This is a genomic window from Lactobacillus sp. UMNPBX15, assembly GCF_002553785.1.
Taxonomy (GTDB): Bacteria; Bacillota; Bacilli; order Lactobacillales; family Lactobacillaceae; genus Lactobacillus; species Lactobacillus crispatus.
Window position 1 is genome coordinate 12,163 of the sequence record NZ_PCYV01000018.1, and the last position, 24,985, is coordinate 37,147.

Consider the following 24,985-nt stretch of genomic DNA (forward strand, 5'->3'; position numbering starts at 1 on the left):
TGTAACACCTTTATTAAAAATAATTAGTCTAAGAATAACAAACTAGGAAAGTTAATTCAAATTCTGGAATGCTGTTAATGCATCCCCAATTATTTGCGTGACACCAGGGGTAGGAATTTCTGTCTTGTTGATAGAGTAAATTTTGGCGTCTTCTTTGCGATAAGCCAAGAGCTGGGCAAAAGGATAAACTACAAAACTCGTCCCACAAATGATGATCAAGTCTGATTTTTGCATTATTTCAACGGACTGGTTTAATACTTTCGGATCAATGCTTTCGCCGTATAACACAATACCGGGGCGAATAATTCCGCCACAATCTTTGTGTAAATAGCTTTTAGCATATTCTTCATAAGAAACACGTTGATGACATTTAGTACAATAAATATTATATAAATTGCCATGAAATTCTGTTACATGTTGATTGCCAGCCTTAGTATCCAAAGTATCGATATTTTGGGTAATTAAATTACCTTTTTCATTACAAAAATGGGCGATTTTTTCATGGATTAAGTTTGGTTTAGCAGTAGGAAAGTACATGTTGTTCATGACAAATTCATGGAAAAATTCAGGTCGATTGAATAGCGTACTATCGCTCAGAATAGTTTCAGGACTTTCTTGCACGCCATCATAGATTCCGTTTTTAGAGCGGTAGTCAGGGATACCTGAGTGGGTAGAAACACCAGCTCCAGTTAAGAATACAATATGTTGGGCATTATTAATATCTGTTTGTAATTCTGCTAAATCAATCATATAATGTCACCCTCCGTGAAAGTCATTACTTTAATTATAAATCATTGTTTTGTTATAATGAGTAAAATAACTAAATTGAGGGGATTTTTATGAAATATATGACGTATTTTTATGTAGCAATTGATATTTTATTAGTAGTTTATGCTTGTTATAGTTGGTATTGGCAAGCTAAAGTTGATTTTCGTGGTCGCTATCGTATTTCCTCAGTTGTTTGGGCGCTAATTTTTATCTGGCTGGGCTTTACATGGAATTACATTGAAAAAGGTGATCCAGGCCTGAGCGTCTTCTTGGCTCTTTTTATCTTAATTAGTATTGTCGATGGTTTTTCAGGATTTAGTAAAAAGCGGATGGTCGTTTCAGGCTACTTCAAGCGTACAGTTAAGTATGATGATTTAGCCAGCGTTACTTTAATCCAGATCCCCAACCAAGAGAAGCCATTAGTGATGGCGATTTTTCGAACTAGCGATGGTAAGGCTTATATGATGCGCTTTAATAATGAAGTTAATAGCGTAATTAAGCAATTACAAGAATATGCTGGTCGAGAAATTCCTGTCGAAGTTCAATCAATGATGTAATTACAAAATTGGAGAAAGCATTCGCGAGAATGCCTGCAAAGTCCGCAATGCGCGACTTTGCTTTTTTATTTCTTCCTTAGTTAGTAAATGCGAGTGTTTCATATCTTCTTCAAAAGCTGCCACCATTTTCTGGTTGAACTTTTTATCATAAAAAACGGCATTATCTTCAAAGTTTAAGTTGTAAGAACGGAAATCTTGATTCATTGAACCAACTGAAGAAAAATGGTCGTCGACAATCGTCGTTTTGGCATGTAAAAAGCCATCTTCGTAGATATAAATTTTGACACCCAAGCGAGTTAATTCGTTGGCATACCACTGTGTGGCGCGATAAATAAAGGGGTGGTCTGGCTTACATGGGATCATAATTCGTACGTCAACACCCGATGAGGCAATTGTTTGCCACGTAGCAAAAACGGCATCATCAGGGATTAAGTATGGTGTTTGAATCCATAGCCGTTTGCGTGCCAAAAGCATTAGCCGCATCATACCGTTACGCATATATGGTGCATAACGATCAGGCCCATCTGAAATGATTTGCGTTGCAACGTCGCCTTCGTGGATGTTTTTTTCATCAAGATCAGGAAATAGAGTGGAATTGAAACGGATGAGCTGTTGATTATTAGTGATAGAGGCGTTCCAGTCCATGACGAAACGCTCTTGCAAAAGCAGAGAGGCAGAACCAACAATTCTTACCTGACTATCACGCCAATGACCAAACTTCTTTTTTTTGCCTAAATATTGATCACCAATATTAAAACCGCCAGTCCAAGAAATTCGCCCGTCGATGACAACAATCTTGCGGTGCAAGTGGTAGTTAATGCGGTAACGGGTGATCATGTTGCGTGAAGTGACAAAAGGCAAAACTTCCCCGCCAGCTGCCCGCAATTGATCGAACCATGCTTTAGTAGCTCCCATTGAACCCCAGGCATCATAAATTACGCGTACTTTAACTCCTTGTTTTGCTTTTTTAATCAATAGTTGCAAAACACGATTGCCGATATTGTCGCTATAAAAAGTGTAGAACTCAACATTGATTATTTCCTTAGCTCGTACCATGTCCTTAAGCATGTCATGAAAGAAGGTTTCACCTTCGGTATAGAGCTTGACCTGATTATTTTTAGTTAGGGGAGCTTCTTGTTGGTGGTTAAAAAAGTTAATTGCTATATTACCAGCCTTTGAAGTGTCAGAAGGACTAGTATTTTTAGGTGCTTTAGCAATCGATTTTTGAACATTTCTCAAGCCAATGTGTTTTTGCTTATTGATGGCAAAAATATTTTCCTGGGAAATACCCCGACCAAAGAAGGCATAAAGAGTGATCCCGACTACTGGTAATACTAACAGGATGATTAACCAAGCCCAAGTGGTTGAAACGGATCTTCTACGGTGGAAGACAACGTAGAAAGCTAAGATTGTGTTGGTAATGATAATGATTCTAACAAAGTCATGCCACCAGATCATAAACTCCTCCAAAATTAAACTACTTTTTTAATTTAAGAAACTTGTCAATAATATCGATTACAAACGGATTGTCATGCATCCAACTATGTTCGGCGTCATTTTTACCGCGTACTTCTACTTCTTGATAAAAATGTGCCTTTGGGGCAAGGATATAGCGAATGCTTTTTGCGGAAACAACAGAGATGAATTTATCAGTATTTGTGTTATCTAAAACGTTGCCATAAATATTCAAGACCGAGATATCAGGATTGAATTTGCGCCGATTAAAAAACAAATAAAGGTAGTGCGGGTTCATGACACTAGGCCGACCACTTTCGGTCAAATAGTTGACGTTTGGGATATCGCCCAAGTAAGTGACCCCGTCAAAAGGACCAGCGATAAAGGCACATTTTTTTAAATGTGGGAACGTTTTGCTGCGGTAGTGCTTCATTTCCGTGCGAATAATACATGGACAGGCTAATGAATGAGCGACTGCAATATAGTTTTTAAAACCATATCTTTTAGCTAAAAAGGGCAGGACGAAGTTGAGATAATAGTCGATGCCATAGATACCGACTATTCGCTGGCGAAAAGCAACCTGCACGATAGGATGCTTGTCACTAGTCCAAGTTCCTTCTAATTTGAAATTTCCTAATAAATCAACGGTTACCTTTAAAAACTTGGGATTGCCCTTGTCATGAGTAGCGTGTTTCACCATCACGCGAGTGGTATAATCACCGCCGCGAAAGCCATGGAAATAAATAATGGGTACTTGTTTTAGATTGCTTTTTTCAATGTTTGCCTTATTTTCAATATGGCGCTTGTGTAATTTGAGGAAAATTCGCGTGGGAGCGAAGGTGGCCATCAGCCCCAAAGAAATCATGTTAAACATGCTAGGTTCTTCTTGGAGGTCATGTTTATGATCTTTTTCAACTTCTTCAGCATATTTTTTTGTGTTGAAAAACATTTTTACCACCTTCTCTTTCTTTTTTCCTATAATAAAAGTTATGCAATAAGTATATTTTACCATTGGGTAAAGATTTTGGAATTTTAGAGGTAGAAATGAAGTTTTATGCAGTCAAAAAAGGACGTACTCCGGGAATATATCGGACTTGGGATGCAGCCAAAGAACAAGTTGATGGCTTCTCTGGCGCTGAATATAAGTCATTTGAACAAATTACCGATGCTACAGATTACTTAGATTGGAATGCCCAAACTCAGAGCGATGTCCTGCAAAAAGGTGAAGATAATTTACAAAACGCCGTAAAAAGGGTGCAACAAAAGAGTCAAGAAATAAAAAAAGCACCGCGAAAAAAGGCGAAGCAGTATAACCATGTTAATAGCAATCCTGCTGACTTCTTTGCGGTGACTTATACTGATGGTGGCACGCGCAATACTGGTGTTTATAAGGGCGGTCACGTTAAAAAGACCGATAAAGCAGCCTGGGCTTATTTAATTGAATGGGATGACCAGAAAGTTCATGGCTCCGGTGGTGAATATGGTGCTACTAACAATAAGATGGAGCAGACAGCATTGATTAATGCACTAAAAAAGCTGCTTGAGCTTGGTTTTAACGATAAACATCTATTATTTGTTCTTGATTCGCAGTATGTGTTGAATGCGATTAATAAGCATTGGCTACAAGGCTGGAAAAAACGTGGTTGGAGACGTTCTTCTGGACCATTGGCTAATGTGGCGGAATGGCAGGAATTAGATCGGTTATTAAAGGAATTTCCTGATAGTACGTTTGAATGGACGAAAGGTCACGCTAATAATCGCGGTAATGAATTTGTCGATCATGAATTGAACCGTTATATGGATCAAAAAATGTAAGAAAAAAAGGCTACACTGTAGCCTTTTTTAATTTAAAATAACGCCGCCGAACAAACCACTAAAGAACTTAACGATTTGATCCCACAAATTTTGTAACCAGTTGCGGTTTTCTTGGGTATTAAATTTATTGAAGATATTTTTAGCTCCATTTTGAATCTGACTGGATAATTTCGAAGCCTGTTGCTTGAAGTTACCGTCCTTCAATGCCCCTGAATCACGAATTTCAATTAGAAGATTGACAATTTGATTTTTTTGATTGTTGTTGATGGTGTCACCTAAGTGGTTAATATTAATTTGATTGTTGACAATGTCGCGAATTTGACTGTCGGTAATGTTTTGCCCTTGTTTAGCCATCTCATTCTTGGCACCGGCAACCGCATTGTTCAATTGAGCATCTGAATAACCTTTTTTATTTTTATTATCTTGGGTAATCCCAGACAAGGTATTCATTTCATCTTGAGCGGCATTAACTTGCTTTTGATTTAATGCATTGCCATTTTTAGCATAGGCAGCATAAACTCCAGCTAATGCCCCTGAACCATCAATTGGAATAGCGCTAGTAACATAAATGTTGGCATCGCTGATGCCGGCGGTCAGGGCTGCGTTTTTGTACTGGTTGGCAGTAATAGTCGTGATATTATTTTTACCATCGTAGTCTAAAATTTTAACGTTGATTCCGCTGCCTGAGCTGGTCTTTTGGATCATCGCACTGGACCAAACACCGGATGAAGTGGTGAAATTATCACCAGAGGGATTTAAATATTTAACCAGATCTGAGCCGGTAACAGTAATTGTTTGATAATTACCACCGTTTAGTGGGGCAGTTAAGGTCTTTAATGTGCCTTGCTTTTGCGCATCAGTTAATGATGTACCTAAGGTAACTACAGGTGTATCATCATCTGCTAATACTGGCTTAGTAAATGAGATCATCGCGACCACGCTTAATAACATTGCTGTGAGTAGTGTGATAAATTTCTTCATTTTTTCTTCTTTTCTTCTTTTCTTCCTTTTGATCGAATATTTATTCTTGTAATACGGAACATTATACTAAATATTTTTCAAAAGTGAATTAAACAACACGTAAAACTTTCTTAATTTCGACCTTATTATTGAAGATGGTATAATAAAGAGCAACAAAGGGGGACAATATGTTACAAGTGCCTAAGTTAACCATCATCATGCCTGTTTATAACACGGCGCAATACTTGCCACGTGCTTTTGATGCTCTGCTTAATCAAGTTGACAAGAGCTTCAAATTGCTTGTAGTAGATGATGGCTCAACAGATAATTCGGTTGAGGTAGCCGAAAGCTATGCCAATCGTTTTCCATATTTTAAAATAATTAAAAAGAAAAATGGTGGCCCATCCGATGCACGTAATGTGGGGATGCAACATCTCGACACGCCATATGTCACCTTTCATGATGGTGATGATTGGGTGGATCCAGGTTATACTTCATTTTTTATTCATGCCTTTGAAAGTCATCCTGATGTAAGTTTAGTATCATGTGGTTATTGGATGGATTATCCTGACAAAAAGCAACGCGTTGTTGGTCGACCAGAAGGTGGCTATTTAACGCGCGGTGAAACTTATTTGAAGTTGACTAATGTCTTTAGCTCACCAATGAAAGGATATAGCTGGAACAAGGCCTATAAAACTGCCATTATTAAGAAATATCATTTGAAGTTTGATAGGGATATTTCACTACTGGAAGATCAGATTTTTAACGTTAAATATATTTCTGTGGCTAAAGGCGTCTATTACACGCAAAAGCCGTATTACCACTACTGGCAGAGAAAGGGCAGCATTATTCACCAGCCTAATATTAAAAAAGTTGCGGATAATTTCCGGGGAAATTACCGGGTTTGGAGCAAAATTATCAGTACAATGATGAAAGACCGCGAGGAAGAAAAGATGCGTAAGAAGTTAGAGCGACAGCAGGCCTTGCGTGATAGTGAATAGGGAAAAACATGAAAGAAAAAGTTAATGGAGTCGAAATTTATTATCATAAGTTAGGTAAAGGTGAGCCTTTGCTTTTACTACATGGACATCACTTAGATGGCGGTATGTTTGATAAAATTGTGGCTCCGCTTTCCCTTTATTACACTGTCTATGTGCTTGATATGCGAGGCCATGGTTTAAGTGAAGGCGACATCGCTGAACACTACAAGACTGAAGTAGAAGACGTTTATACCTTTATTAAACAGGTTGGCATTGAAGGCTGCTATTGCTTCGGTTTTGATGCAGGTGGTCTGGTGGCAATGATGCTAGCTAGAAAACATCCAACGATCTTTAAGAAGATGATTGTAGCTGGCGTTTTCGTTAATGGTGCAGGCATTAGACCATATCACTACTTAACGGAAGGCTTTCATCGCTTTTTGAGACTTGATCGTGACAGCCGCGTAGAGTTGACTGAGTCCTTTATTTCAGTAGATGACTTGAAGAAGATTACTACGCCAACTCTTTGTGTAGTAGGTGAAAAAGACTGGGTTAAGGTTGAGCATGTACGTTGGTATAGCCAATTTATGCCCAATGCGCGGTTGGTGATTATGCCACGGCAGACGCATGATAGTTATGCAGTGCGCAGTTTAAAACTGCTGGATTTGATTAAAGGATTTTGTAAGTAGAATGTGGGTAATTTTAGTAATTAATGTAGTAATTGCAATAATTGCGATTATTGCTAGGCTTAATAATGGAGCAGAAGCATTTAATCTGTTTAATGGTGGGTTAGTTTTTGTCACTTTTGGGATTGTCTTACTTTTAGGCGCAATTCCGGTTTATCGCAATTTTGATACTTCATCAGTATTGATGTTTGTAGCTGGCATATTGATTGTGTTAGGCATAATCATGTTAATCGTTAGTGTAATTGCTAGATCGACTAGAAAAATCAATCTACAAGATTTGGCAATTGCATTAATGGTAGCTGCAGTGTGCTTAGTATATTTCATTCATAATGCAAGCTTGAACTTTGCTAACTTATTAGTGCCTGAATTAGCTTTAATTGTAGGGCTAATCTTGCTTGTTTATCCAAAACAAAAGTAAATAAATTTCTTCATCCAAAAAAGACATCTCTTCAATAGAGGTGCCTTTTTGTATATAATGGTGGTGTATACGATTTTTATTCAGAAGAGGTAAATAATGAACAAGGAAGAACTTCATCAATTATTGCACCCAATGAAAGTTATTGGCTTAGGTGGTAACACTGCATTAAATGAAAAAATTGCGGCAATTTTACACCAACCATTGATCGAAACTGCGGTTCACCACTTTAGCGATGGTGAAATCCAAGTTAACATTGGTGAATCTGTCAGAGGTTGTGATGTTTTCGTAATTCAATCTATCCAAGATCCAGTTAACGAAAACTTTATGGAACTTGAAATTGTTTTGGACGCACTTCAACGTGCATCAGCTCATGTAATTAACGTGGTTGTACCATACTTGGCATATTCACGTTCAGATACCAAGACTCGTTCACGTGAACCAATTACCGCTAAGTTAGTGGCTAACTTGCTTCAATTGACTGGCATGGATCGTTTAATTACTGTTGATCTACATGCCTCACAAATTCAAGGTTTCTACAATATCCCTGTTGATCACTTACATGCCATTCCACTTCTTGGTCAATACTTCTTAGATAACGGAATTGCTACCAAGGAAGATGATGATATCGTTGTAGTCTCACCTGATCACTCAGGCGCTAAGCTTGCTCGTAACTTTGGTCAATACTTCAATGCACCGATTGCAATTGTTGATCAAAGAGGTGCTCGCTATGATACTGAGGTCCACGACATGATTGGTGATGTTAAGGACAAAAAGTGTATCATCATTGATGATTTGATTGATACAGGTTCACGTATTTCTTCATCAACTAAGTCAGTTTTGGCAGCTGGTGCTAAGAAAGTTTACGTTGCCGCAACCCACGCACTTCTTTCTAAGAATGCTACTGGAGTACTTAATGAATTACCAATTGAGCAAATCGTAGTTACTGATACCATTAAGCACAAGCGCTACCCAGACAGAATGGTCAGAATTTCCGTAGACCAATTGCTTGCTCGTGGTATCGATTATGTATACAATGATCGTTCAATCCACCAAATCTTTGACGAACAAAACCGTTTAAAGTAAAATTCTTATTGATAATTTGAATAAAAAATGATCCTCACTATGAGGATTATTTTTTATTCAAAAAATCGGGTAGATAAGTCATAAAACTATGTCTAAATAGTAATGATTGATATAATTGATGTGTGTTGTATAGAAAGAAAAAGAGAAAGTTAGAGGAATAGACTATGGCACGACGGAAAAACATGAAGAGACGGAGAGTTATTCTAGGTAATACTTTCCATCTGATCAGAGAAAATGGAATGGATAATGTTTCTTTGCAAATGATTGCAGAAAAATCAGGCATTTCAAAATCCTTACTGCAGTCATACTATCCTCATAAGGCTAAGTTAACTAACGACATTATTCGCAATCTTTTTAATACTTTAGGTCAACAAGTTAATAATTATGACATGGCTAATAGCAATCTTCCTTATGCTAGAACTAAGGCATTTATTTATACGATTGCTATCTTGGGGATGCACGATGAGGGCTTGGACCGTATTATTTCTGAAGCTTTTGTTAGCAATGCTACCCTAGATAATTGGGGAATCATGCTTAATGAATGGATTAAGGAAAATCATTTATTTGATGACATTAACGTTGACGAAAGCGAACTTGAGACAGGAATTGCTTTTGTAACTAGTGGTATTGGCCGTCTATATCATGATCGCAAAAAGCACCATTTAACGGCCGAAACTCTTGCTAACTATGCAACGAGTGCATTGATGTTCAGTTTCTTGCATTGTTCTTCTGAAGAAATTGATCAAGCCTTAAAAGAAGGACATGAAATTATTGAAACTGCTGATATGGAAGTTGTTCACCGAGCAATTGATACAATGTTCGATGAAGGCAAGGAAATTTTCAGCTAAAGGGGAGTCGCCATGGTTGAAGGCAAAAGAGCTGATTTGCGACGAATGGGTTATGAGCAAAATAACCAATATAAACGTTTGTTGGCTTTCGTCATCTTTTTGATTGCTGCATTGTCATTGATTACAGCTACTTTTTTAAATCCAATCTTTATGAAAAAACAGATTAGGACTAGCTATAATAGGGCAGTAGTTGTTCGCCAAGTGAATAAAAATTATGATAGCCTAGCTGATTTGATTAATGCAGATAGTGAAGATAATTCAAACTTATTATCGGATACGCAAACTCAACCAATTGCCGACCATATTATTGATTATTCTTTGGGCATTCATTGGTTTAAGGTTACTAGTTTGCCACTGGCTAATCAGATTTTAAGCGATATCGATCAAGGAATTGCTAAAGGCTCGTCAAGTGGGGCACAGGAAGTTAACCGTAAACTGAAAAAGCAGGGAACTAATGCACCTTACGCGATTATTAAAGCCTTCAATTTAAGTGTGATCACTTTAGGAGCAAATATTGCTGGTTTATTGTTTATCGTTAATTTGATAATAATTATTGTTACCATTATTACAATGGTTTCGCTACTCAACGATATGAAGTCGCGGGCTACAATTCGAATGGTGATTCATGATACGATGGCTGCTGGCATGTGGGCAGGTTTTTGGCTAATTTTGATTTCAGGCTTGTTAGCACTTGTGCCAGTAATCTTTAATGTCGATAATATCGAATTTGGCTTTTTGCTTGAGATTGGCAGTAGCGTCTTTTTGGAATATGTAATTGCTGGGGTAATTATTTACATCATTTGTGCGATACCATGGCAAATTACAGCTGCTAAATAAGAATGAGAAAACGTAATCTGTAGAATGATTACGTTTTTTGTTTGCACAAAGAATCATCTTTCTTTATAATTAAAAAATAATTAACAAATTTCATATGTTTATATTTTAAAAGAATTTGGCGAGTTTATGAAAAAAGCTAAAATTATAAAGACTTTTCTTGCTTTCATTACTATGCTTTCGACTCTTTTTTTGTTTAATCAGCCTGTTAATGCAGCCAATAAGGAGGTTGAGACTGGCTCAGTGATGAAAAAAATTAAGCAGTCGAAAGAATTAGTAGTGGGCACCTCAGCGGATTATCCGCCACTGGAGTTTACTACCAGTGAAAATGGCAATACCAAATATGTGGGGGTTGATATCGAGTTGGCAAAAGATATTGCCAAGGATTTACATGCAAAGCTAGTTATTAAAAACATGAGCTTTGATTCACTTTTGGTAGCGCTAGAGACAGGCAAGGTAGACATGGTTATTTCGGCTATGACACCTAATCCCGAGAGAAAGAAGAGCGTTGATTTTTCTAAGATATATTACAAGCCAAGTGGCGAATATTTCTTAATTAACAAACGCGATCAGGCCAAATACAAAAAAATTAAAGATTTTGCTGGTAAAACTGTCGGTGCGCAAACTGGTAGTATTCAGTATTCTTTGATTCAAAAGCAAATGAAACAGTCTAAGGTTAAAGGCTTAGGCAAAATCAATAACTTAGTTCTGGCATTAAAATCTAATAAGATCTCTGGCATTGTCATGGAAGAAATGACTGCTAAGGCCTACCAACAAAACGACAATAGCTTGGTGGCTGTGAGAAGTGACTTGCGTGAACAACAAGCTGGTAACGCAGTAGCAATTGCTAAAGGACAAAATGACTTAGTAGCTGCTGTGAACAAGACTATTAATCGCGTTGAACAAAAAGATTTGATTAATAAGAAATACTTGCCTGAAGCAGCTAAGTATATGAAGACAGCGCAGAAGACGAACACGATGACTAAATATATTCCTTACTTTATTAAGGGAGTTGGCTATACCATCGTGATCACGATTTTCTCAGTGTTAATCGGGATCATCTTAGGGATGCTCTTAGCCTTAATGCGTTTGTCCAAGAATAAATTGCTGCACTGGATTGCAGTTTGCTATATCGAATTCATTCGTGGTACGCCACAAATGGTGCAAATTTTATTTGTTTACTTTGGTGTTGGAGCATTAATTTCTAACCTGTCAGCTGTTGTAGCGGGGATTATCGCAATTGGGTTGAACTCTGGTGCTTACGTTGCAGAAGACATTCGTTCTGGTATTGCTTCAGTAGCTAAAGGACAGACTGAGGCGGCTAGATCATTAGGTCTTTCTCAAGCTAAGGCTTACCGCTATGTAATTATTCCTCAAGCTTTGAAAAATATTTGGCCGGCATTAGGAAACGAATTTATTACCCTGCTGAAGGACAGTTCATTGGTTTCAGTTATTGGGGTAACTGAATTAATGTACCAAACGGAATTGATTCAGACTTCGACTTACCGTGGTGTTTTACCTTTATTCATTGCCATGATTATTTACTTTATCATGACCTTTACTTTAACTAGATTGCTTAATTATTTCGAAAGACGGATGAAACACAATGACTAAAATGATCGATATCCAACATTTGAAGAAAACTTTCGGCAAAAATGAGGTTCTGAAAGATATTTCTGCGGAAGTAGATAAGGGCCAGGTTATCTGTATTATCGGGCCATCTGGGTCAGGTAAGAGTACTTTTTTGCGTTGCCTGAATGTATTAGAGCGTCCTACGACTGGTAAAATTGTTTTTGATGGAACAGACTTGGCTAGTCTAAAGGATGGTAAGGAACTTGATCAATTGCGGGAAAAGATGGGAATGGTTTTTCAGAACTTTAACCTTTTTCCTAATATGAATGTAATTGAAAATATTAAGTTGGCACCGATGAAAGTCAAGGGTGTTAGTGAAGCTCAAGCTGAGAAGACTGGACTAGCCTTGCTTGAAAAGGTGGGCTTGGCCGATCGTGCAAAACAATTTCCAGCTAGTTTATCAGGTGGTCAACAGCAGCGGGTGGCGATCGCTAGAGCCCTAGCAATGGATCCGGAAGTAATGCTATTTGATGAGCCTACAAGTGCTCTTGATCCTGAAATGGTTGGCGAAGTTTTGAAAACAATGCAAGATTTAGCTAATTCGGGAATGACAATGGTGATTGTAACTCACGAAATGGGATTTGCTAGAGAAGTAGCCGATGAGGTCTGGTTTATGGCTGATGGCTATTTACAAGAAAAAGGCACGCCACAGGAAGTGTTTGAACACCCTACTAGTGAACGTGCAAAAGATTTCTTATCTAAAGTTTTATAATCAAAAAGGCTCAAGCATTGCTTGGGCCTTTTAATTTACTCATCTGTAATGATGGGGTTTGATAATACGTACTGTTTTACGAAAAAATTTTGATGCCATCCTTTTTGAATTAATGCATTAAAAAAGGTGTTTTGATTATTAGGCAAAGCAGTGGCTTTTGGAATGATGACAGCACGTAAAATCTTGTTTTGAAGTAAAATTGGTGATTGCACATCTGTTTCGCTATTTAAATTAGTGGTTGCTTGATTGGTCGGCGTGTTGGTTGTATCCTGCTGAACTTGATAATTTGTAGTGTCATTAGTACTATCTTGCTTAAATAGCTTGAATCTGTACTTCTGCACGCCTTTAACGTCAACTTCATATTCATGTCCTGCAACTAGGTTAGTATTTGCGGGTGAATAAGTTAGGATCGTTCTAAAATTGCCGTAGCCACAGGAGCTGTAATTCTTAACATGAGCTGCAGTAGTAACAACTTTAGTATCTAAATCAGTGATAGTAATTGTTGGCTTATTTTTAATGGTTCTATCTGATAAATAAAGCGACCACATGATATTTTTCCCTTGAAGCAATTCAATAGGGAAAAGACGCATGCTAGGATAAGCAACTACCGGCTGACTAGCAGGACGAAAAGTATCATTAATGTTTAGTACTTTTTGAACGGAATAGCGGTAGCCATTTGTACCATAAGCTGCCCCAATGCCTGTAGTGGTTAAACGACTTGAAAGTAGCCAAGCTCGGTGACCGGTATCTGAACCAGTTAAATTATAATGGTCAGTAATTAAGTCAGTGATCACATCCCCAGCGGTTTGCTGTGAAACATTAAAGTTTAAATTTGAAGTTTCAGAAGTGTCTTTAGCTAGCTTCCAAACAAATTTGGAGATATTGCTTGGCTTAGTTTCACTAGGTAAACCATGTTGGTTAATGAATGGGTTAGCATTAATTGCGGCCATTACAGCAGCCGTAATCTGCGCGTTTTTATTAAGTGTATCAGTAGTCGAGATAGCGGGCAGACTGAACAATGATCGATAGTAATTGATATAATCTGTTTGCGTTTTAATGTATTTTGGATCTAAGCGACCTACCTTAAATTTTTTGCTTAGATTTGGCTTTTTAGCATAAATATTTGCGGCACTATAACTAGTTTTATCAAGGTTCGCATATTCCTTTTGAAAATTATGAACTTCGTTAACTTCTTGTGTTGTGAATGTCGCTGCTTGTGTAACTTGTCCGGCGAGGGGGATAAATAAAGTTGCGGCAGCGGCAATAGAAAATTTCCGTAGAAGCATTTTAGACTCCCTTCTATGGTTGTCAGTATACCTTTCATTATAAACTATAACCAATGAAAAGGCTTTAGTGAAAAATATTCCACTATTTTGCGCTTTTCTGGTATTCTTTGCGTATAATTAAAGATTGGAACATTTAAAAGAGGTATAAAATAATGACTAAAAAATTACAAGTTGGTTTGATTTTTGGTGGTAATTCATCAGAATATGAAGTATCAATTGTTTCAGGCCACAACATCTATAAGGCAATCGACAAAGATAAGTTTGATGTGCACCCAATTTGGATCACTAATGAAGGCTACTTTGCTAATGAAGAAGAAAGCTTCAAGGTTTTAGATGATCCTTCATACCAAGTTAAGAACCCACATAAGGTTAACAACATTTCTAACTTAATTGAATTAGAAAACTTGCCAGAAATCGATGTTTTCTTCCCAATTGTTCACGGTAACTTAGGCGAAGACGGTGTTTTACAAGGTTTGTTCCGCTTGATGGATAAGCCATTCGTCGGTGATGACGTCTTAGGAGCCGCTGTAACAATGGATAAGGAATTCACTAAGATCTTGGCTCAAAGAGTTGGTGTTCCAGTCGCTGATTGGATTTCAATTAAGCGTTTTGAATACGACGACAAGAAGAATGCTAAACTTAACTATGAAAAGGTAGCAGAAAAATTGGGCCGCGACATGTTCGTTAAGCCATCTAACCAAGGCTCATCAGTTGGGGTTAGTCACGTAACTAATGCTGACGAATATACTGCAGCCTTAAAAGAAGCCTTCAAGTATGACGATAAGGTCTTAGTTGAAGAAACTGTTCCTGGCACCGAGGTTGAAACAGCTGTCTTAGGTAACGACAAGCCAATTGTAGCAGGTGTTGGTCAAATCACCAATGCAAAAGGTTCATTCTACACTTATGAAAATAAGTATGATGATAATTCAACTTCTAAGTTACAAATCCCAGCAGATTTACCACAAGAAATTATCGATACTGTAAGAAGCAATGCCCGTAAAGTTTATGAAGTTACCGAAAGCAGCGGCATGTCAAGAATTGACTCAATGCTTACTCCAGGTGGCAAGGTGGTCTTGACTGAAGTTAATGCTTTGCCAGGCTTTACTAATATTAGTATGTATCCTAAGCTATTTGAAGAAGCAGGTGTTCCTTACAGCGAATTGATTACTCGCTTAATTGAAGCAGGAATGGACCGTTTTGATCATAAAAAGACTTTGCTTCACAAGCATGACTAACGCCAAAAATATAGAGGTAGATTTTAATGACGACTAACAAGCATGATTTTGAAGAATTGGCTGCACCTAAGGCAGCTGCACAAGAATTAGGAATTAGTGTTGCCACGTTAAGAAAGTATTCTTTAATCGTGGAGAAGGTGACCGGCAAGAGCGACTATTTTGCTCGGACTAAGCAAAAGGCTCGTCTGTATCATCAAAAAGATATTGATGACTTAAAGGCTTTTCACCGTTTATCTAAAAATAGTGGCTTAACTTTGCAAGAAGCCGCTCGTCAAATCTATGCTGTTAGTGAAAAGAAACCTGAACCTGAAACTAAAGAACCAGCTCCTAAGCCCGCTTATAACAGTACCGATGTAATGGATACTGAGCAGGTGGTTAAGTTGCTTAACACTTTGCAAAAGACAATTTCTAATCAAAATGAGGCAATTAATTCTTTGCAGAAGCAATTGAATGTCATTCAAAAGCAAAATCAAGATTTAATTGAAGCACAAAAGCAATTAGCTGCGCCACAAGATGATTTAGATAAGTTTGCGGCTTTGCCAGATATTTCTGGAATTGTGAGTGCGGATGAACCTAAACCGAAGAGTGAAGAAGAAAAGCGCGCTGAAGTTAAAAAAGACATGAATAAGAGTCAAGAACAAATGCATGACGAGATTATGTCTAAGGCAAAGGAAAATGCCAAGAAGCGAGCCACTTCTAATGTTCACCGTACACTAGAAGATATGCAATTAACGGACCAAAAGGAACACTGGTGGCAAAAAATCTTTAAGTTTTAAACAAATTGATTAAGAATCAAGAGCTGACCTAACAAAAGGCCAGCTTTTGTTTTACAGTAGGCGTATAACAATTAATAGGAAGTAGAAGTAATGAAATTTAAATGGAAAAAGCGCTATACGATAGCAGTTATCGTGGCAATTGTAGGAGCATTATTGACGGTCTTGTCCTATTTTGCCACTGATATTTACCACAAGGACGACGTTGCCGTGATTACCGATAGCAAGATCAAGGATACTTTGATTGAAAAAAGTGAAGATGTGTATAAAAATGCGGATGAAACTCGCCAGCAAATTTTGCACTTAAAAGTTTTATCGGGTAAGCACAAGGGCGAAACTTACACGACTAAAAACGTGTATTATCCTTCGCAATTGACGACGCAAAAGTATCGTGCAGGTCAGAGAATTTTTGTCAATATCAAGAAGGGTGATCCAGCGATCGTTAATCCTAAGCGTGATTGGGTGTTAGTTTTGGTAGTGACAATCACTTTAGCATTGATGGTGGCTGCAGTAGGGAAGCACTCACTCTCGCTGGTTGTGTCAATGGTAATTTCGTGGCTGATCTTTTATTTGATTATCATTTGGGATGTGCATTTGAATGGCGCCCACATTATTTTGCTGTTTGGCTTAGCTGATATCGTCTTTTCATTCTTTAGCTTGCTCATTGTGCAGGGCTTGAATAAAAAAATGTTGGCGACTTGGTTGGCAACGCTGCTAGGAGTATTTGTTTCTTTTGCCTTGTGCTACGTGATCATGAAGTTAACGGGTGAATCGGAAATGAAATATGAGACCGGTGACTATGCAACGCAAGATCCACGAGGCTTGTTTTTAGCTCAGACTTTGATTGGAATTCTAGGTGCAGTAATGGATGAGGCGACCGATATTATTTCTAGTTTGTATGAATTAATTCAAACTAAAAAGAATATTACGATGAGACAGTTGATTCATAGTGGTCGAACGATGGGGCAAGAAATTATGGGACCGTTGATTAATGTCTTGGTCTTAATTTTTATTGCCGGTGCGCTGCCAGAAACTATTTTGTACTTGCGTGATAATAATACTTTAGCTTCAACTTTTGGCTTTACTCTGTCGCTGGGGGCAACGCAAAGTGTGATTTCGGCAATCGGAATTGTTCTGACGGCTATTTTTGCGACAGGATGCAGTTTGTTCTTCTTGAAAAAACGCGATTGGAAGAGTTTGTTTAAAAAAGAAGGTGAGAATAAATGAGTACATTATTTGCATTGATCGTTGTCTTAGCGATTTTAATGACAATCGTCGGTGGTGAAACTGGAATTCGTAGTTTTTTTAGTGTGCTAATTAATACGATTCTATTGATCTTAGTGGCGATGCTAATATCATGGGGAATTAACATTGCAATTTTGACGCTGATTTTTATTCCTTTAAAGCTAGTTACGATTATCTTTTTAGGCACTCATGACTATACGGTAGCAAAGAATTCATTTTATTCTTCCTTCTTAGTGTGTTTGATTATTAGCCTCTTTATTTTGGGTTGTCAATACCTGGCTCAAGCTGCAGGACTAGGACCAGAGGCAGGAGAGTTATTGGTTGGCTTGTCGCAGATGCCGGGCTTGAGTTATCCGATGATTGCCGTGACAGTGGCGATTTTCTCAACTTTGGGTGCAATCGCGGAAGCCGCGGTAGCAATGAGTTCGGGCTTGCTAGAAATCAAGAAGCATAACCCTGCTATTAGTGAAGAGGAGTTAATGGCTTCTGGGACAGCGATTGGTAATGATGTTTTGGGTACAGCGATGAACACGATTCTATTTGGAATGTTTGGTAGCTTTTTATCGCTATTTTTATGGTACTTCCGTTTGCACTATACCTTTGGTGAAGTTTTAAATGAAAAACTTTTTGTAAATGAAGCGTTAATTATCATGTATTCTTTGATTGGGGTTATATTAACAGTGCCACTATCATCATTTATGCTATCAAGAGGAATGAGCAAGAAAGGACCAAAACATGAGAGTAGAAAATCTGACGCTGACTAACTTTAATAATCGTGAATATCAAGTTGATACATATGCGCTAGAGCCTAATCCTGAATTGGTTGAGCAAAAGCGCCCGCTAGCTATTGTAGTACCAGGTGGTAGCTTTAATCACTTATCCAAAAGAGAAGGCGAACCAGTAGCATTAGCATTCAATAATCAGGGCTTTAATAGTGTTGTGATGGAATATAATTTAGTACAAGATCCAGGTAAAATTTACCCTGATGCGGGGTTAGATGTTCTAAGTACTGTGAAATATTTCAGAGACCACGCTGATGAGTATCAGTTAGATAAAGATAAGATTTTAACAGTTGGCTTTTCTGCTGGCGGTCATGTGGTCAGTGTAGCTAATAACATGGCTTTAAATAAAAATTATCAGACAAAGTATGATTTTGATAAGACTGATGTTTTACCTAATAAGACAATCTTAGGCTATCCGCTGATTGATATTAAAAAGATTGGTTTTCCGATTCCAGAAAATCAAAAAGCAAAAATGCCTGTAGAGGAAGATATTTTGGATAGTGCATTAGGTGTTACACGTGAAACGCCCGATACATTTATTTTCCAGGCATGGGATGATCCGGTGGTTTTGATCGGAAATTCAATTGAATATATTGATGCTTTGAATAAGAATAAAGTTTCAACAGAAGCTCATTTGTTTAACCACGGTTACCACGGCTTTTCATTGGCTCGTCACAATGTGGAAAATAAGGGTCAAGATTGGCAGGATAATCCGCACGCGGCGCACTGGTTCAACTTGGCAATGGAATGGCTAAAGAGTGAGTGGGGCGAATTATGTGAAGCATAAAAAATCTTCTAACCCTAATGACAATATCTATCACACTATCGTCAAGAATAGAAAAATTGACCGAATGATTATGCCTTTTGAAGCGGTGTACTGCGTGTGGCTAATCATTACGCTGGTTCTTAACTTCAAGCTATTTGCATATTCGATTGACGCACAATTCGTGCTAATTTCTCTATTTTTTATTAGTGGATGGGTTTCGTCATTGATTAAGAAGCATCGCATGAAGAAAAGTGGAAAATAAGATAAGTAAAAAGAGTTCTCGCACGAGAACTCTTTTTTATTAGAATCATTTACTTTTTATCTCTAAAGAAAATAACTTCCTTAGCAGCTACAAATGGTCCAGATGACTTGTAAACCTTTAATCTAATAGCTTTGGCATCGACATTTCTTAAGCCAACAACCTTATTCTTGCTATCAGACTTCCAAGTCAAGTGATCGCCGTATGGCTTAAAGTTAACACCATCATTTGAAAGCTCAACGCTAACTTCAACGGGATCTCCTTGATGATCGATCTTTCTAGGTACCCAAACCATCCGACTTAAGTGTTCCAAATGATTAAACGTAAAGGTTAATTCAAGTGGCTTGTCTTCACTAACACCATCAATAGTTTCCCATTCACTGGCTAATTTTAGATCAGTCAAATAATCAATTGGGTGATCCTTAGGACTAGCTAAACTACTAGTAGTGCGAATACCGCTGATTGCATAATTCATCGGATCAGGCTTGGTAATTGCGCCAAACGGATCTGACCATTCTGAAACTTTGTTGCCAGCTACATAACGCAAACGCAGGGTGTAGCGGGTATTTGGCACTAGTTCATGGAAAGTAAATGAATTACCATCAATGCCATCATGTAAAATGCCGTTAACTTCGATTTGAACTTGGTCGGTTAATTGCGGCCAAACTACTGTTAATGAATGAGAGCTAATCTTGTCTGGATCAACCATTGGTTGTTTTGGTGAACGCAACAATGAATCCGTAATAGCGTGAACCAAAGTTTCATTGCCATATCTGAAGTTTCTGATCGTAATCTCAATCTTAGAATCGGTAATGTCGCGTTTAGCCAGCTTAATTTGTAAAGCAGTTTGTTTCTTTTCTTGGTATTGATCAAACTCAGGCATCCAGCTGTAATTTGTGTTAAAGAAGAAGCCTTCCTTAGCATGGGCGAAGGTATCAACGGTACCGTACTCCTGCATCGGGATTTCCTTGTCGTTGATTTTAACAGTCAAACCATCAGGATAACCGTCACACATGATGTTCAAGTTGGTGGTGTTTTCCGTTTGGAAAGTATTGAAATCGCCTTGAGTTGGGTCGATGGTGATCGTCAATTTGCTTGCTTCTAAATCACTCGTGATTTGTGTAGCTACATGGTTTCTTGAATAGTCGTTATAGCCGTTATCATCGTAAGTAACCATTTTACTCTTGCCTTGAGGGTAGAGGACATAGTTGCGTTCGCCGAGGTCAAAAATAGCGCCGCCTCGTACAAATACTGGTAAATGCCAGGATGGGTAAGACTGCTTATTATAAACGCGTCCGCCCAAGTACTTTTTGCCATCAAATAAGTCAACCCACATTGTTCTGTGGTTAGGCAAGTAAAGGTTGTCTTTTCTTGAATTGCCATTACCATCTTCGCGACCGTTAACAATTGGCGAAATCAACAAGTTAGGCCCTAACATAAATTCATGGCCCACCTGTGGGGTGTAGTTGACTTGTTCATGTGGAAATTCCAAGAATAATGGCCGCAAGATTGGCTCACCGACTTGAGCGCGGTAGATTAGGGTATATAAGTAAGTCTGCAATTGCTCACGTAGTTTTAAATAGGCTCGATTAATTTGCGTCATCTTACTATTGTAAGCAAATGGGGTCTTACTAAAGTTACCTTGATCGTCTAAGTTGAACAGGATTGGGGTAAATGCCTTCCATTCAAAATCACGAATGGCAATTTGAGCATTACCACCGCCAGCGGTACCGTCAACGGCGCTACCAACTAAAGGCTGACCAGAAAGGCTAGCTCCCAAAAAGCCAGCTACTTGCGTTGGAATGTTTTCCCAGTTGCCGCCAATGTCACCAAAGGCTAGCATTGTTCTATTTTGACTACCAGCAATACCAGTATTAGAGAAAATCAATGGCCGCTTACGCTTCAAATTGTTGCGTAAAATTAGCGCATCATTTTTCAATACTTTTGGATCGGTTGTGTCCGTTTGAATAAAGGTGGTATCAGGTGAAGCCTTCGGTGTGTTGTTTTGACTCCAAAGACCAGCGCTAACGTCATGTATAGCGGCGTATTCACTGAAGCTAGCCATGGCTTCTTCGTTGATTTCTTGCACATCATAGTTAGGCACGATCCAACTTAATTTAAAATGCTGCTTCTGGTAGCGATCAACCATTGCCCGTGCTGAGAATTGATATTCTTCTTCGCCGTTCAAGGAACCTTTGCCACTAGCATCTTCTGGCTTGTTAGTTCTGGTGTAATAATTACCGTCTTCAAACATGACAGCATTACGTTCCTTAGCTTCACCAGGTTGCCATAAGGTAGTTAAAAAGTTGCCAACATGACCTAATCCTAGTGCATATTTAGGTGGCATCAGTGGCTTACCCGTTAACATGTAATACTTTGCCAAAATATTTTTGGGTGAATTACCTAATAGATAAAAGGTATCAAACATGTTGGTGTCGTGCTTCAAGATAGTGGCATCCGGATTGCTTTTACCAAAGTCATAATTGCCAGCACTCTCAGTATTGCGCAATTCACCAAAGCCGGAGTTAGCCCAGAAGAATGGCACTTGGGTCAAAACGCCGCCTTTACCGGTAATCTTGTCGCGCTTGATTGAAATGATTTCACCTTTATGACTGAAGTAGCCGTTCTGCATCCCGCCACCAAAGTAAAATTCATTCTTGTGTTGCTTCAAAATTTCGGTAGTTTGATCATTGCCTAATTCAAGTGGACTCAGCTGAACCAAACGATTGCGGTGCAGCGTCTCGTCAAAGATGCTCATTACGGCTGGCTTTTGTTGGAAAATAAGTTGATAATTGCCAGACTTAATGATTAAGGAATCGCTGGTTGCCTTAGGCTGTGATTTTTCAAAATAGTCATTGTTGAATTGAGACAGGTCAACAAAAGATGAGTGATTCTCGTCAAACTTCTTAGCTGGATCGAGAAAATATCTGAAGATCCCGTCAGCTAAAATATAAAGACGAGCAATATCGCCGGTGGAGTAGTGAAGTTCATAATAATGATCACGTTTGTTGGCACCGATAAGTTGGCCTAGTTGATGTCTTTCTATTTGGTTTTGTGTCATATTTATTCTTCCTATTTAAACTTGCTACCTTATATTATAACTAAAAATCAAAAAACTTCTTAAGCAATTGTACTAAAACTGGTATTTACCAATTTTGTTAGATATAATTAAATTAACAATTACGATTTAGACATATAAAGAAAGAAGATATTTATGACTTATTACATTCATGCAGATAAATTTTTCTTAGAAAACAGAACAGAAAACGGCGGCTATCTTGAAGTTCAAGATAATGGCAAGTTTGGCTTTTTCTATCCAGAAAGCAAAAAGCCAGAAGGTGAGATTGTCGATTATGCTGGCAAATGGGTTGCACCAGGATTAGTTGACACCCACATTCACGGCTCATTGCGAGAAGATGTAATGAAGAGTGACTGGGAAGGCATCAATAAGATCTCTAAGGGCTTGCTTAGTGCGGGGGTTACTTCATGGATGCCAACAACGATCACTGCTGCAAGCGATACCTTAACTAGAATTTGTAAGATGTTTGCGGACCATCAAGGACAAGAAGAAGGGGCAAAGATTCAAGGGATTCACTTTGAAGGACCATTCTTCACGGAAGAACATGCTGGAGCTGAAAATCCTAAGTACATGATGGATCCCGATATTAATGAATTTAACAAGTGGCTGGACGCTTCTAACGGGATGCTGAAGAAGATTTCAATGGCTCCTGAAAGAAAAGGTTCCAAAGAATTTATTCGTGAAGCCGTTAAGGAAGGCGTTGTTGTGGTCCTAGGTCACTCAAGCGCTAGTTTTGAAGAAGCGGTCGCAGGCATTGAAGCAGGTGCAACCATGTTTACTCATACCTTTAACGGGATGCCTGATCCAAGCCACCATACGCCATCAATTTCTAACGCGGCAATGGCACTTAATAATGTGACCGATGAATTAATCTGTGATGGCCACCATGTGCAACCATGTATGGCTAAGACTTTGATTAATGCGGTTGGTCCTGAACACATTGCTTTAATCACCGACTGTATGGAAGCCGGCATGATGCCAGATGGTGACTATATGTTGGGTGAATTACCAGTCTATGTAAAAGATGGCATGGCTCGTCTTAAGGACGGCGACAATTTGGCTGGATCTATCTTGCAATTGAAGCAAGCAGTTAAGAACGTGGTTGACTGGAACATCGTTACTCCAGAGAAGGCAGTGATGATGGCTAGTTATGTTCCTGCTAAGAGTGCCCATATCTTGGACAATTGCGGTACAATCGCACCAGATAAGGATGCTGACTTCTTGATTTTGAACCCAGATTTAACCTTGAGTGAAACTTACCTAAATGGTGAATCACGTTATAAGGCTGAAAAATAAATTTAAAAAATTAAACTAAATTCAAAATTCTCGTCTATAATAAATGGGCGAGTTTTTTAATGGGAAAAACATAGTTATGAGTGGAAACGAAAAAGTCTTGGGAGGTTTCTTGTGAATATTGGAGAAACGTTAAAATCCATGCGTTTGCATGCGGGGCTAACACAAACAGAAATGGCAGCGGGGATTGTCTCTGAATCATATTATTCAAAGGTAGAACGTGGTGTTCATGACATTAGCGCGGATGCATTATTTAAAATTTTGATTAAACATCATTTGGATCCAGTTTCTTTCTTTATGAAGATGTCATATAGAAAAAAGAATAATAAGTTATTGGGCGATTTTACCAAGATTGAATTTGCGCAAAGTAAAAAAGATCTTAATGAATTAAATAAGGTAGAAGCTCAGCTTAACAAGAAATATTCGGAGGGGTGGCCCGCTAGACTCAAATTCCAATTAGAGACAGCTCGAGCCTGGATTACACATTCAAATAAAGATATTGACCCTGAAATAAAAAGAAAAGCCAAGCAAGTCGTGCTCGAAGACAAGATGGATAGAGAAATGTTTTACTACCTTAGTCAAGCATGCGTTTTGCTAGATATTAAAGATGCAAGTCGCTTATTTGATTTAGCAGTAAAAGCATATAATAAAAATCCTGAAATTGACGTGATGTCTGTTACTTATATAGCACTGCTGTGTATTAATTTTTTAAATTGCTGTTACCATAAAAATGGTGAGAAAAAGTATATTGAGCTGGCAATTAACACAGTATTGCAATTACCGGCTGAACCGCATATTGCTTATCACAAAATATTGGCAGTTTATTATTGTGCTTTGTTTAATAAAGATTATCAAAAAGCAGCTACTATGATAGAAATCTTTACAGAAGCAGGTGTAGTAAGTAATGTGGCAGATACTCTGCCGATTGAGGAATAGGCAAAAATGAGTAAGAAGACTTTAAATATAGATAAGCAACTGAAAAAACATCGTATTTTAATGGGGATGACTCAGCAACAAATAGTTCAGGGAATATTAGATCAATCAACCTATTCTCGAGTAGAAAAAGGTAAAACTGGGATGGGCATGTACCGCTTACTAAAAATGTTAAAAGTTAATCAGATTTCTTTGTATGACTTTTTTCAGATTTATGATCAGAATAATTATCAAAATAGATTAAGATATTTGTTCTACAATCGAGATATTGATGGGTTGCTTCGGCTTAAGGATAAAGCTGAGAATAGTGAAATTAGCGATGAGATTGATCTGGCTATAGCAGCATTAAAACGAAAATTGACTAAGAATCAGCTAGCAACAAAGTTGATTGATAAGTTGTTACATTTAACCAAATGGAATGAAGAAAAAATTTTTTTGTTTGCATTATTAATGCCTCTCTTGGATTGGGAAGACGTCAAAAATTTAATTAATGCAATCTACACTGAATTTCCTAAATCTAAGTTAGAAAAAATTGAAACTGTCAAATCTTTTGTGTAAATAGATCTTTCTCGTAAATTGATTTTTTAAT

At 38.1% G+C, this 24,985-nt stretch carries 25 protein-coding genes; 19 read left to right on the forward strand and 6 right to left on the reverse strand.

Going from position 1 to position 24,985, the window contains the following annotated elements; genetic code table 11:
• Window positions 1-51: 51 nt before the first annotated feature.
• A complete protein-coding gene (locus CP366_RS05685) occupies window positions 52-750 on the reverse strand; it encodes an NAD-dependent protein deacylase (protein WP_089147904.1) in 699 nt (232 codons plus the stop codon).
• Window positions 751-839: 89 nt separating this feature from the next.
• On the opposite strand from CP366_RS05685, the gene CP366_RS05690 reads away from it, so the two are divergent.
• A complete protein-coding gene (locus tag CP366_RS05690; protein ID WP_005726566.1) occupies window positions 840-1,325 on the forward strand; it encodes a hypothetical protein in 486 nt (161 codons plus the stop codon).
• Here the strand turns inward: CP366_RS05690 and cls are convergent, their stop codons facing one another.
• On the reverse strand, window positions 1,326-2,783 hold the full coding sequence (gene cls, locus CP366_RS05695; protein ID WP_005726568.1) for a cardiolipin synthase: 1,458 nt from the start codon (window positions 2,781-2,783) through the stop codon (window positions 1,326-1,328).
• Window positions 2,784-2,802: 19 nt separating this feature from the next.
• Window positions 2,803-3,729: an alpha/beta hydrolase gene (locus tag CP366_RS05700; RefSeq protein ID WP_089147903.1), complete on the reverse strand. Its 927-nt coding sequence runs from the start codon at window positions 3,727-3,729 to the stop codon at window positions 2,803-2,805.
• A gap of 95 nt (window positions 3,730-3,824) precedes the next feature.
• Here CP366_RS05700 and CP366_RS05705 point away from each other — a divergent pair, with 95 nt between their 5' ends.
• Window positions 3,825-4,595, forward strand: a complete 771-nt coding sequence (locus CP366_RS05705; protein ID WP_005721709.1) for a ribonuclease H family protein — start codon at window positions 3,825-3,827, stop codon at window positions 4,593-4,595.
• Window positions 4,596-4,622: 27 nt separating this feature from the next.
• On the opposite strand, the gene CP366_RS05710 is transcribed toward CP366_RS05705, so the two are convergent.
• A complete protein-coding gene (locus CP366_RS05710; RefSeq protein ID WP_005718327.1) occupies window positions 4,623-5,576 on the reverse strand; it encodes a DUF1002 domain-containing protein in 954 nt (317 codons plus the stop codon).
• Window positions 5,577-5,743: 167 nt separating this feature from the next.
• Here CP366_RS05710 and CP366_RS05715 point away from each other — a divergent pair, with 167 nt between their 5' ends.
• The 8 genes from CP366_RS05715 to CP366_RS05750 all read left to right on the forward strand — a co-directional run bounded on the left by CP366_RS05715 (window position 5,744) and on the right by CP366_RS05750 (window position 12,745).
• Window positions 5,744-6,556 carry a glycosyltransferase family A protein gene (locus tag CP366_RS05715; protein ID WP_089148120.1) on the forward strand — a complete coding sequence of 271 codons (813 nt, stop codon included), beginning with the start codon at window positions 5,744-5,746 and terminating at the stop codon, window positions 6,554-6,556.
• 8 nt (window positions 6,557-6,564) lie between these two features.
• Window positions 6,565-7,221 carry an alpha/beta fold hydrolase gene (locus CP366_RS05720; protein WP_089142974.1) on the forward strand — a complete coding sequence of 219 codons (657 nt, stop codon included), beginning with the start codon at window positions 6,565-6,567 and terminating at the stop codon, window positions 7,219-7,221.
• Window position 7,222: 1 nt separating this feature from the next.
• Window positions 7,223-7,636 (forward strand): hypothetical protein, encoded by a 414-nt coding sequence (locus tag CP366_RS05725; protein ID WP_023487948.1) that lies wholly within the window; start codon window positions 7,223-7,225, stop codon window positions 7,634-7,636.
• A 96-nt stretch (window positions 7,637-7,732) separates the two neighbouring features.
• Window positions 7,733-8,719, forward strand: coding sequence for a ribose-phosphate pyrophosphokinase (locus CP366_RS05730; RefSeq protein WP_089145627.1), 987 nt, complete (start codon window positions 7,733-7,735; stop codon window positions 8,717-8,719).
• 164 nt (window positions 8,720-8,883) lie between these two features.
• Window positions 8,884-9,567 carry a TetR/AcrR family transcriptional regulator gene (locus CP366_RS05735; RefSeq protein ID WP_057727076.1) on the forward strand — a complete coding sequence of 228 codons (684 nt, stop codon included), beginning with the start codon at window positions 8,884-8,886 and terminating at the stop codon, window positions 9,565-9,567.
• 12 nt (window positions 9,568-9,579) lie between these two features.
• The gene (locus CP366_RS05740) at window positions 9,580-10,404 is read left to right on the forward strand and encodes a hypothetical protein (RefSeq protein ID WP_005718333.1); all 825 of its coding nucleotides are present in this window, start codon (window positions 9,580-9,582) and stop codon (window positions 10,402-10,404) included.
• Between the two features lie 126 nt (window positions 10,405-10,530).
• On the forward strand, window positions 10,531-12,015 hold the full coding sequence (locus CP366_RS05745) for an ABC transporter substrate-binding protein/permease (RefSeq protein WP_089145625.1): 1,485 nt from the start codon (window positions 10,531-10,533) through the stop codon (window positions 12,013-12,015).
• The gene (locus CP366_RS05750; RefSeq protein ID WP_005725595.1) at window positions 12,008-12,745 is read left to right on the forward strand and encodes an amino acid ABC transporter ATP-binding protein; all 738 of its coding nucleotides are present in this window, start codon (window positions 12,008-12,010) and stop codon (window positions 12,743-12,745) included. Before CP366_RS05745 ends, CP366_RS05750 begins: the two co-directional genes overlap by 8 nt.
• Before the next feature lie 35 nt (window positions 12,746-12,780).
• On the opposite strand, the gene CP366_RS05755 is transcribed toward CP366_RS05750, so the two are convergent.
• Window positions 12,781-14,031 (reverse strand): CAP domain-containing protein, encoded by a 1,251-nt coding sequence (locus CP366_RS05755; RefSeq protein ID WP_089145624.1) that lies wholly within the window; start codon window positions 14,029-14,031, stop codon window positions 12,781-12,783.
• 152 nt (window positions 14,032-14,183) lie between these two features.
• Here CP366_RS05755 and CP366_RS05760 point away from each other — a divergent pair, with 152 nt between their 5' ends.
• The 6 genes from CP366_RS05760 (at window position 14,184) to CP366_RS05785 (ending at window position 19,094) form a co-directional block, all read left to right on the forward strand.
• Window positions 14,184-15,266 carry a D-alanine--D-alanine ligase family protein gene (locus tag CP366_RS05760; RefSeq protein ID WP_089145623.1) on the forward strand — a complete coding sequence of 361 codons (1,083 nt, stop codon included), beginning with the start codon at window positions 14,184-14,186 and terminating at the stop codon, window positions 15,264-15,266.
• A gap of 26 nt (window positions 15,267-15,292) precedes the next feature.
• The gene (locus CP366_RS05765) at window positions 15,293-16,042 is read left to right on the forward strand and encodes a MerR family transcriptional regulator (RefSeq protein ID WP_013085684.1); all 750 of its coding nucleotides are present in this window, start codon (window positions 15,293-15,295) and stop codon (window positions 16,040-16,042) included.
• A 90-nt stretch (window positions 16,043-16,132) separates the two neighbouring features.
• Window positions 16,133-17,266, forward strand: a complete 1,134-nt coding sequence (locus CP366_RS05770) for a YibE/F family protein (protein ID WP_089145622.1) — start codon at window positions 16,133-16,135, stop codon at window positions 17,264-17,266.
• Window positions 17,263-18,048: a YibE/F family protein gene (locus tag CP366_RS05775; protein WP_089145621.1), complete on the forward strand. Its 786-nt coding sequence runs from the start codon at window positions 17,263-17,265 to the stop codon at window positions 18,046-18,048. The genes CP366_RS05770 and CP366_RS05775 overlap by 4 nt, the downstream gene beginning before the upstream one ends.
• On the forward strand, window positions 18,020-18,853 hold the full coding sequence (locus tag CP366_RS05780; RefSeq protein ID WP_089145620.1) for an alpha/beta hydrolase: 834 nt from the start codon (window positions 18,020-18,022) through the stop codon (window positions 18,851-18,853). Before CP366_RS05775 ends, CP366_RS05780 begins: the two co-directional genes overlap by 29 nt.
• The gene (locus tag CP366_RS05785; RefSeq protein ID WP_233187501.1) at window positions 18,843-19,094 is read left to right on the forward strand and encodes a tRNA-modifying protein; all 252 of its coding nucleotides are present in this window, start codon (window positions 18,843-18,845) and stop codon (window positions 19,092-19,094) included. Before CP366_RS05780 ends, CP366_RS05785 begins: the two co-directional genes overlap by 11 nt.
• A gap of 49 nt (window positions 19,095-19,143) precedes the next feature.
• Here CP366_RS05785 and CP366_RS05790 read toward each other — a convergent pair whose 3' ends face one another.
• A complete protein-coding gene (locus tag CP366_RS05790; protein WP_089145618.1) occupies window positions 19,144-22,152 on the reverse strand; it encodes a TIM-barrel domain-containing protein in 3,009 nt (1,002 codons plus the stop codon).
• Window positions 22,153-22,305: 153 nt separating this feature from the next.
• On the opposite strand from CP366_RS05790, the gene nagA reads away from it, so the two are divergent.
• The 3 genes from nagA to CP366_RS05805 all read left to right on the forward strand — a co-directional run bounded on the left by nagA (window position 22,306) and on the right by CP366_RS05805 (window position 24,954).
• Window positions 22,306-23,466, forward strand: coding sequence for an N-acetylglucosamine-6-phosphate deacetylase (gene nagA / locus CP366_RS05795; RefSeq protein ID WP_089145617.1), 1,161 nt, complete (start codon window positions 22,306-22,308; stop codon window positions 23,464-23,466).
• 111 nt (window positions 23,467-23,577) lie between these two features.
• Entirely contained in the window at window positions 23,578-24,399 is an 822-nt protein-coding gene (locus CP366_RS05800; protein ID WP_089145616.1) for a helix-turn-helix domain-containing protein, read from the forward strand.
• Window positions 24,400-24,405: 6 nt separating this feature from the next.
• On the forward strand, window positions 24,406-24,954 hold the full coding sequence (locus CP366_RS05805) for a helix-turn-helix domain-containing protein (protein ID WP_089147901.1): 549 nt from the start codon (window positions 24,406-24,408) through the stop codon (window positions 24,952-24,954).
• Window positions 24,955-24,985 lie beyond the last annotated feature (31 nt).